At 71.3% G+C, this 7,955-nt stretch carries 8 protein-coding genes and 3 pseudogenes; 8 read left to right on the top strand and 3 right to left on the bottom strand.

What is annotated here, in order from left to right:
• The coding region (locus ABZ848_RS47580; protein WP_360842825.1) for a hypothetical protein at positions 1–190 on the bottom strand (190 nt) is incomplete at its 3' end.
• Between the two features lie 99 nt (positions 191–289).
• Between ABZ848_RS47580 and ABZ848_RS47575 the strand changes: the two genes are divergently transcribed.
• A complete protein-coding gene (locus ABZ848_RS47575) occupies positions 290–1,516 on the top strand; it encodes a winged helix DNA-binding domain-containing protein (protein WP_360842822.1) in 1,227 nt (408 codons plus the stop codon).
• A 101-nt stretch (positions 1,517–1,617) separates the two neighbouring features.
• Here the strand turns inward: ABZ848_RS47575 and ABZ848_RS47570 are convergent, their stop codons facing one another.
• Positions 1,618–1,926 (bottom strand): hypothetical protein, encoded by a 309-nt coding sequence (locus ABZ848_RS47570; protein WP_242760787.1) that lies wholly within the window; start codon positions 1,924–1,926, stop codon positions 1,618–1,620.
• Positions 1,927–2,077: 151 nt separating this feature from the next.
• Here ABZ848_RS47570 and ABZ848_RS47565 point away from each other — a divergent pair, with 151 nt between their 5' ends.
• Together ABZ848_RS47565 and ABZ848_RS47560 are read left to right on the top strand one after the other, a co-directional pair.
• Positions 2,078–2,437 (top strand): arsenate reductase family protein, encoded by a 360-nt coding sequence (locus ABZ848_RS47565; RefSeq protein ID WP_360842819.1) that lies wholly within the window; start codon positions 2,078–2,080, stop codon positions 2,435–2,437.
• Positions 2,438–2,584: 147 nt separating this feature from the next.
• Positions 2,585–3,271, top strand: coding sequence for a hypothetical protein (locus ABZ848_RS47560; RefSeq protein WP_360842816.1), 687 nt, complete (start codon positions 2,585–2,587; stop codon positions 3,269–3,271).
• A gap of 3 nt (positions 3,272–3,274) precedes the next feature.
• On the opposite strand, the pseudogene ABZ848_RS47555 reads toward ABZ848_RS47560, so the two are convergent.
• Positions 3,275–3,958, bottom strand: a pseudogene (locus tag ABZ848_RS47555) (alpha/beta fold hydrolase); the annotation flags it as partial.
• A 254-nt stretch (positions 3,959–4,212) separates the two neighbouring features.
• Between ABZ848_RS47555 and ABZ848_RS47550 the strand changes: the two are divergent.
• The 5 genes and pseudogenes from ABZ848_RS47550 to ABZ848_RS47530 form a co-directional block, all read left to right on the top strand.
• A pseudogene (locus ABZ848_RS47550) lies at positions 4,213–4,587 on the top strand (MarR family transcriptional regulator); the annotation flags it as partial.
• A 194-nt stretch (positions 4,588–4,781) separates the two neighbouring features.
• Positions 4,782–5,813 (top strand): glutamine synthetase, encoded by a 1,032-nt coding sequence (glnII, locus tag ABZ848_RS47545; protein ID WP_360842814.1) that lies wholly within the window; start codon positions 4,782–4,784, stop codon positions 5,811–5,813.
• A gap of 123 nt (positions 5,814–5,936) precedes the next feature.
• Entirely contained in the window at positions 5,937–6,857 is a 921-nt protein-coding gene (locus ABZ848_RS47540) for a hypothetical protein (RefSeq protein WP_360842810.1), read from the top strand.
• 293 nt (positions 6,858–7,150) lie between these two features.
• Positions 7,151–7,693 carry a winged helix-turn-helix domain-containing protein gene (locus ABZ848_RS47535; protein WP_360842807.1) on the top strand — a complete coding sequence of 181 codons (543 nt, stop codon included), beginning with the start codon at positions 7,151–7,153 and terminating at the stop codon, positions 7,691–7,693.
• A 77-nt stretch (positions 7,694–7,770) separates the two neighbouring features.
• A pseudogene (locus tag ABZ848_RS47530) lies at positions 7,771–7,955 on the top strand (hypothetical protein); the annotation flags it as partial.

The raw sequence follows: 7,955 nt of genomic DNA, 5'->3' as shown, positions 1-7,955 counted from the left end.
CGGGGGCGCGGGCCGCCTGAGTGGTGCGCGACCAGGACACAGCCGGGACATGCCGGTCCGGCAAGGCCGGGCGGCCGGGGGCGCGGGCCGCCTGAGTGGTGCGCGACCAGGACACAGCCGGGACATGCCGGTCCGGCAAGGCCGGGCGGCCGGGGGCGCGGGCCGCCTGAGTGATGCGCGACAGGGACACGGCCCAGGGTGCGTCGGTCTGGGGCTCGGTCTCGGGGGCGTTGTCAGTGGTGTCCGTCAGGATGGGGGGACGGTGTTGTGGCGGGTGGAGGTTGGTCGGATGGGTGGCGGGGTTCGGTATGTCGGAGTGGGCGAGCGGCGGGGGCGGCTGGCGCTGCGGCAGCGGCTGGCTCCGGGGGCGCGGGCGGAGAGCCCGGAGGAGGTCGCCGCGTCGCTCGTCGCGCTGCACGGCACCGATCCGGCGACGGTGTACCTGGCCGTCGGCGCCCGGCTGACGGACGCGGCAGGCACGGTGCCGGAGACCGGGCGCGCCCTGTACGAGGACCGCTCCCTGGTCCGGATGCACGGCATGCGGCACACCGTGTTCGTGTTCCCCACCGACCTCACCGCCGTCGTCCACGCCTCAACCGGCCTGACCGTCGCCGCCCGCGAACGGGCCAAGCTGCTCAAGGACATGGCCACGGCAGGCGCCCCGGACGCGGCCTGGCTGAAGGAGGTCGAGGAGTCGGCGCTGGCCGCGCTGGCGCTGCGCGGCCAGGCGACGGCGGCCGAACTCGCCGAGGACGAGCCGCGGTTGCGCGAGCAGTTCGTGTACGCGGCCGGCAAGGGTTACGAGGGCGTCCACACGGTCTCGACCCGCCTGCTGAAGGTGCTGGGCGTGGAGGGCAAGGTCGTCCGGGGCCGCCCACTCGGATCGTGGACGTCGAGCCAGTTCCGCTGGGCGGTCGCACCCCCGCACCCCGAACTCGACGTCCCCGAGGCCCAGGCGGCACTCCTAGGCCGCTGGCTCACCGTCTGCGGGCCGGCCACGGAGGCGGACCTGAAGTGGTGGACGGGCTGGAAGGTGACGGACGTACGCCGGGCACTGGCGGCGATCAAAGCGCAGGAGGTGTCACTGGACAAGGGCACGGGTTACGTCGTCCACGGCGACGCCGACCCGGTGGCCGAGCCCGCGGAGCCATGGGCTGCCCTGCTCCCGGCCCTGGACCCGACGGCGATGGGCTGGCAGGCCCGTGACTGGTACCTGGCCCCGGACCTACGCCCCCAACTCTTCGACGGCAGCGGCAACGTGGGCCCGACGGTGTGGTGGAACGGCCGCGTGGTCGGCGCCTGGGCCCAGCGCCCCGACGGCGAGATCGCGTGGCGTCTGCTGGACGAGGAGGGCATCGGCAGGGTGGAGAGGGCGACGATCGAGGCGGAGGCACAGCGACTGCAGGGGTGGGTGGGGACGAGCCGGGTGACACCGAGATTCCGAACACCGCTGGAGAAGGAACTCGCAGCAGGACCACTCAGCCCGTCTGGGGGTCCCCCCTCTGGGGGAGTTTGAGGACGAGGCCGTTCAGGCCGAAGCGGGGGTCTGGGGGCGGCAGCCCCCAGGGACGACAACGCCGGGCACCCCACAAGCAGGGGGCACCCGGCACCATCGGCCTACCGCGTGTATCGCATCAGCGCCCGCACCATGTGGCACGTCGTGTCCGACGGCGGGTGGACTCCGATGAGTTGCGCCGTGCTCCGTATCGTCTCGTTGCGGGCCTGGTTGGGCAGATAGACGCCCGAGTCGAGCAGGGCGATGGCGAGCCGCATCGCCTTGAGGCGACGGTTGTGCGAGATGTACCACTCGCGGGGGCGCCCCGGCGGCAGCGGGCGCTTCTCCACGGGGTCGTACGGCAGATCGAGCAGCACGGGGTGCTGCGCGGTGGACTGGGTCGGCTTCGGCTTCAGTGCGGCAGCGGGCACAGGCATCCTCCTGTCGCGGTAAGGGCATCCACCAGGGCCTTCGGCAACCCCGGCGCCACCCTCGAACACTGCTTCTATTCTACCGCCCCCCACTGACAAAAGGCCCTGGCCACAAGGGCTTTGAGCGGTCCCCAGGGGTACCGTGGGCCCCATGGAGATCTGGATCAACCCCGCCTGTTCCAAGTGCCGCAGCGCGATCGGCCTGCTCGACGCCGAAGGCGCCGACTACACCGTCCGCCGCTACCTGGAGGACGTACCGAGCGAGGCCGAGATCAAGGACGTACTCGACCGGCTCGGCCTCGAACCGTGGGACATCACCCGCACCCAGGAGGCCGAGGCCAAGGAACTCGGCCTCAAGGACTGGCCGCGGGACGAGGCGGCGCGTGAGCGGTGGATCGCCGCGCTCTCCGAGCACCCCAAGCTGATCCAGCGCCCCATCATCACCGCGGAGGACGGCACCGCCGTGGTCGGCCGCACGGAAGAGGCCGTACGGGATGCTCTGTCGCGGTAGTCGAGGGTCTGCCGGGCGCGGGCTGTGAGCCGGCTTCAACTTTGCTGTGACGTACGTTACTTCAGTGACTCCTGTAACCACTGAGTAACTTCGTTCGGTATCTCGTACATAGCGGCGTACGCTCCCCTACCTCTTCAGGAGGCGCGCATGTCGCGTAGGAGAACTCTCGGCACCAAGAAGAAGATCGCGCTGCTCGTGAGCGCGGCGGCGGTGGCGGGAGGCGGTGCCTTCGTCATGGCGAGCACCTCGAACGCCGCGCAGAGTCCACGGACTCTGTCGGCCGCGGACTCGACGGTCTGCCAGGGACTCGCCACCGCCCTCGGCAACAACCAGAAGTTCATCGACGGGCAACGGGCCAATCCCGACGCCCAGTCCGCGGCCAGGATCGCCAACCGCGAGGCGGTCATCGCCCAGATCAAGGTCCAGCAGAAGGCGTCGGGTTGTGCGGTTGGGGAGTCGGCTCAGGGCTCCCAGACCACGCAGCCCACGCAGCCCGCGCAGCCCGCGCAGCCCGCGCAGCCCTCCCAGGCCGCATCGGCACCGGCGGGAAACGCGGGCGGGAACGCCGGCGGTGCCGCGGCCTCCGGTCAACAGGTGTGCAACGGCTCGACCGTCACGCTCTCCGGCGAGGGCGGGGCGCCTGCCGCGTCCAGCAACCAGTTCCCGGCGGGGACCACGCTGAAGGTGACCAACCTGGACAACAACAAGTCCACGACGGTGAAGGTCACTTCGGTCTCCGGCAGCTGCGTGCTGCTCAACAACGCCGCGTTCGAGCAGGTCCGTGAGCCCGGCAAGTTCCTCATCCGGCGCGCTCTGATCCAGAAGGTGGGGTGATGCTCAAGGGTTCAGGAACTCCGTGAGGCGGCGCCCGAGTTCGGCGGGTGCGGACTGCGGCAGCGCGATGGGGGTCCCCCCGCTCGAGCGAAGTCGAGAGTGGGGGAGGGACACGTTGGGGACCACGATCGTCTCGGCACGCGGCAGCAGTTCACTCGCTCTCTGCGCCACCTCGTACGTGTCATGGGTCCTGCTGTTCTCGGCCAGGAGCAGCAGGACCGGCATGTCCAGGCCGCGCAGGGCGTTCGGCGCCGGGCGCGGACCGGTCACCGGCTTCGCGACGGAGGGGAAGCCGGCGGCCGCCTCCTGGAGGCGCAGCCAGTCGGGGTCGAGCACCGCTCCCCCGGTCTCCCACTCCAGGAAGGCACGGGACCTGCGGGGCGTGGGCCGAAGCACCAGCGGCAGGGCGTGCAGCAGGTAGGCCGGCCGGAATCCGGCGAAGCACATGGCGGGGTCCAGGAGGAAGAGGCGGCGTACGCGCGCGGGTGCGTGCAGGGCGTGGTGCAGAGCGATCCAGCCGCCGTACGAGTGCCCACCCAGGTCCGTCTCCTCGACGCCGAGGCCGTCGAGTACCGCGTCCAGCCAGCCCACCAGGTCGGCGACCGTACGGGGGTGACGGTCGCCGGCCTCGGTGCCGCGGCCCGCGCAGGCGGGGAGGTCGACGGCCAGGACGCGGTGAGTTCGGGCGCCTCCGGCAGTGTGGCCGGGGTGCCTGCGGCCGCCTGTTGCAGTGAAGGGTACGGCTGCGCCTGAGCGTCGGGAGTGAGTCGATGCCGCGCCTGAGGGTGTCCCTGCTCAGCCGGGCGCCTTGTCACCCTGCTGGGCGGGACACCCTCGCTGTGGGCGGACACACCCTCGGCGCACCCCTTGCAAGCACTCCTCGGCATACTGGCCCGCCGGGGGGGCACCCCCTTACCCGGCCAGCCGCGGCAGCACGTCGTGCCCGGTTCGCGAGCCGCAACGGCATGCATCCGACCGACGTACGCGCCCTGATCGCTCTCATGGACGCCTCGCGTGCGGACGAGGAGGTGACGGCCGGGCGGCTCGGGGCGGTGCTCGGGCTGAACTCGGCCGGGACGACCGCGCTCGTGGACCGGTTGGAGCGGGCCGGGCATGTACGGCGGGTGCGGGGCGAGGCGGACCGGCGGAAAGTCGTGATCGAGGTGACCGAGAGCGCGGTCGAGCTCGGGTGGGCCCACTTCGGGCCGCTGATCGGGCGGGCGGTGGAGCTGTTGCGTGTGTACGACGAGCGGGAGACGGCCGCGATCAGGGGGTTCCTGGAGGGGGTCCGCGAGGCGGCGAAGGAGGGAGAGTGAGCCTCGCCCGCCGCAACACGAGCTCTCACACCGTGAATCTCACCACACCAACGCCAGGTAACACGGGGTTCACATTCGAGCAATCGACGGGAAATCGCCTGTTGACAGGCTCGCGGACATCCATCGCGGTGCCCCAGTGCCGCAGCGCCGCAGCACCCGCAAGTGCGTAGACACATCCCCGAAGGAAGTGGCCCGTGACCTTCAAGGCTGAGTACATCTGGATCGACGGCACCCAGCCGACGGCGAAGCTCCGCTCCAAGACGAAGATCATGGCAGGCGAGCCGGCCGGTCTGGACGCACTGCCGATCTGGGGCTTCGACGGGTCCTCCACGAACCAGGCCGAGGGCCACTCCTCGGACCGTGTCCTCAAGCCCGTCTTCACCTGCCCGGACCCGATCCGCGGCGGCGACGACGTCCTCGTCCTGTGCGAGGTCCTCAACATCGACTTCACGCCGCACGAGTCCAACACCCGTGCCGCGCTGACCGAGGTCGCCGAGAAGTTCGCCTCCCAGGAGCCGATCTTCGGCATCGAGCAGGAGTACACGTTCTTCCAGGACGGCTACCCGCTGGGCTTCCCCAAGGGCGGCTTCCCGGCCCCCCAGGGCGGCTACTACTGCGGTGTCGGCGCCGACGAGATCTTCGGCCGTGAGATCGTCGAGGCCCACCTGGAGAACTGCCTCGCCGCCGGACTCGCGATCTCCGGCATCAACGCCGAGGTCATGCCCGGCCAGTGGGAGTTCCAGGTCGGCCCGGTCTCCCCGCTGGAGGTCTCCGACCACCTGTGGGTGGCCCGCTGGCTGCTCTACCGCACCGCCGAGGACTTCGGCGTCTCCGCGACGCTGGACCCGAAGCCGGTGAAGGGCGACTGGAACGGCGCGGGCGCGCACACCAACTTCTCCACCAAGGCGATGCGCGAGGGTTACGACGCGATCATCACCGCCGCCGAGTCGCTGGGCGAGGGCTCGAAGCCGCTCGACCACGTCAAGAACTACGGCGCCGGCATCGACGACCGCCTGACGGGCCTGCACGAGACCGCCCCGTGGAACGAGTACTCCTACGGCGTCTCCAACCGCGGCGCCTCGGTCCGTATCCCGTGGCAGGTCGAGCAGGACGGCAAGGGCTACATCGAGGACCGCCGTCCGAACGCCAACGTCGACCCGTACGTCGTGACGCGCCTGCTCGTCGACACGTGCTGCTCCGCACTGGAGAAGGCCGGCCAGATCTGATCCCGGGGTTCCTTCGGGCTCCTTCGGAAGGGGCGTTCACCGTTCGCGGTGGGCGCCCCTTCCTCGTGCGTGTGATCACCTTGCCCTGATCGCGTTGTCAGTGGCCCGTGTCATGGTGGGGGCATGGAGATCGACGGGAGTCTGGCCGTCAAGGTCGAGGCGGAGAACGGGCAGGCGTGCGCGGGGGTTTCGTCCGGGCGGCTGCGGGAGCTGGTGCGGCGGATCGGGGGCGTCGACGACCACCTGCTCGTCCTGCAGCGGATACCGGACCTCCCGCATGTGTTCGCCCAGGTGTGGCACGAGCAGGGCGGCGAGTACGAGTTGGAGCACCGGCGGGGCGAGGACGAGTTACTGGGCACGCGGCTCACGGACCCGGCGCGGGTCGCGGACCTGCTCATCGGCTGGGCCCGGCAGGAGGACGGCTGGGACGCCGGCGTGATCTGGGAGCCGGTCGACCTCGGGCCCGCCGAGGAGGTGCCCGAGCTGCCGGACGCGGTGCGCGAGCGGCTGGAGCCCCGGGTCCGGGTCTGGGTGCACGGAGGGTACGGGACACGCGAGGAACTCGCCGAGGCCGCCGAGGACCACCTCGTGGACGGTGACGACCGGCCGGTGTCGCGCGCGCAGGCCCGGAGGCTGGTCGACCGGCTGTGGCTGGAGCGGGTCGCCGAGCAGGCGGCCTGGGAGGGGGCCACGGATCCGGACCGGCTCACCCGGGCGTTCGAGGCGCTGGACGCCGCCGGGATCACCGCTCGCGAGGACTTCACCTGCTGCCGGGGCTGCGGCCTGTCCGAGATAGGCGCCGAGCGGGCCGGCGCCCGGGGCTTCGTCTTCTTCCATCGGCAGGGCACCGAGAGCGCGGCCGAGGGACACGGACTCTCGTTGTACTACGGCGGGTTCGACGGCTCGGAGGCCACCACCGCCGCCGTCGGCCAGGAGGTGGTCGCCGCTCTCACCGCCGCCGGACTGTCCGCGGTGTGGGACGGCAATCCGGGCAAGGCGATCGAGGTCACACCCCTGACCTGGCACAAACGCCTGGTCGGGTGAGCTTCGCAACGTCGACTTCACGCCAGGGAAGCGTCCAAGCAGTGAGAGGAGACTCCTCGTGGAGGACCGCGTCTGCTTCAATGGGTTCATGGCCAGTTTCCAGAAGTACACCGCGACGGGTCGCCATGACCTCGAGCCCTTCTGGCCTTCCCGTCAGCACCACGACTTCGACCGGGTGTGTTGCCGCGCGACGAACGCGCCGGCCCTCTAAAGCCGTACACCCCGGCCTTCGGCCAGCGCGCACGACGTACGTCCTTCCCGACGACCTCCTCGCGCGAAAGAGCTGACCTCTCATGGCGACCACTCGTTCCCTGTCCTCCGTTCCCACCCCCTCCCCCGTCCGGCCCCGGCTGCGCGCAGTCGAGCAGGACGAGGTGATCGACGTCGCGGAATTCCTGCCACCCGGCGCCACCTGGCTGCCCGCGCCGCAGCACACCCTGCCGACCCTGCCGGGGCAGCCGCCGATGGTCGGTTACCTCGTCCTCATCCCGGCCGACCGCCCGCACGTCGTCGACACCGTCGTGCCGGACGCCGCCGCCGACGAATCGCTCGTCCGCATCGACGCCGTACAGCGCACCGCCGAGGTGAACGGGCGCGAACTCGACCTCACCTACCTGGAGTTCGAGCTGCTCGCCCACCTCGTCGCCCACCCGAACCGAGTGCACACCCGCGACCAGCTGGTCACCACGGTGTGGGGTTACGGGCACGTGGGCGACGGCCGCACGGTCGACGTCCACATCGCCCGGCTGCGCCGCAAGCTGGGCGCGGAGCACCGGGGGGCGATCCAGACGGTGCGGCGGGTGGGGTACAAGTACACGCCGCCGACCAGCCGTTGACCCACCTGTGCGGTTGATCCTCTGCTGACGGCAGAGCGCGGTTCCGTGCCCGCCCGGCAGCGGGCAGAGTCTCGGGCATGAGACTTCTGGTGCTGGGTGGTACGGAGTTCGCGGGGCGGGCCGTCGTGGAGGCGGCGCTGGGGCGCGGCTGGGACGTGACCGTCTTCAACAGGGGGCGGCAGGTACCCATGGCCGGGGTGCGGTCGCGGGGGGGGGGCCGCCCCCCCCCCCCCCCCCGCCCCCCCCCCGCCCCCCCCGCGGC

The sequence above is a fragment of the Streptomyces sp. NPDC047081 genome, assembly GCF_040643775.1.
Taxonomy (GTDB): domain Bacteria; phylum Actinomycetota; class Actinomycetes; order Streptomycetales; family Streptomycetaceae; genus Streptomyces.
The sequence above is the reverse complement of the archived record's forward strand: the minus strand, read 5'-3'. Positions and strand labels throughout refer to the sequence as shown.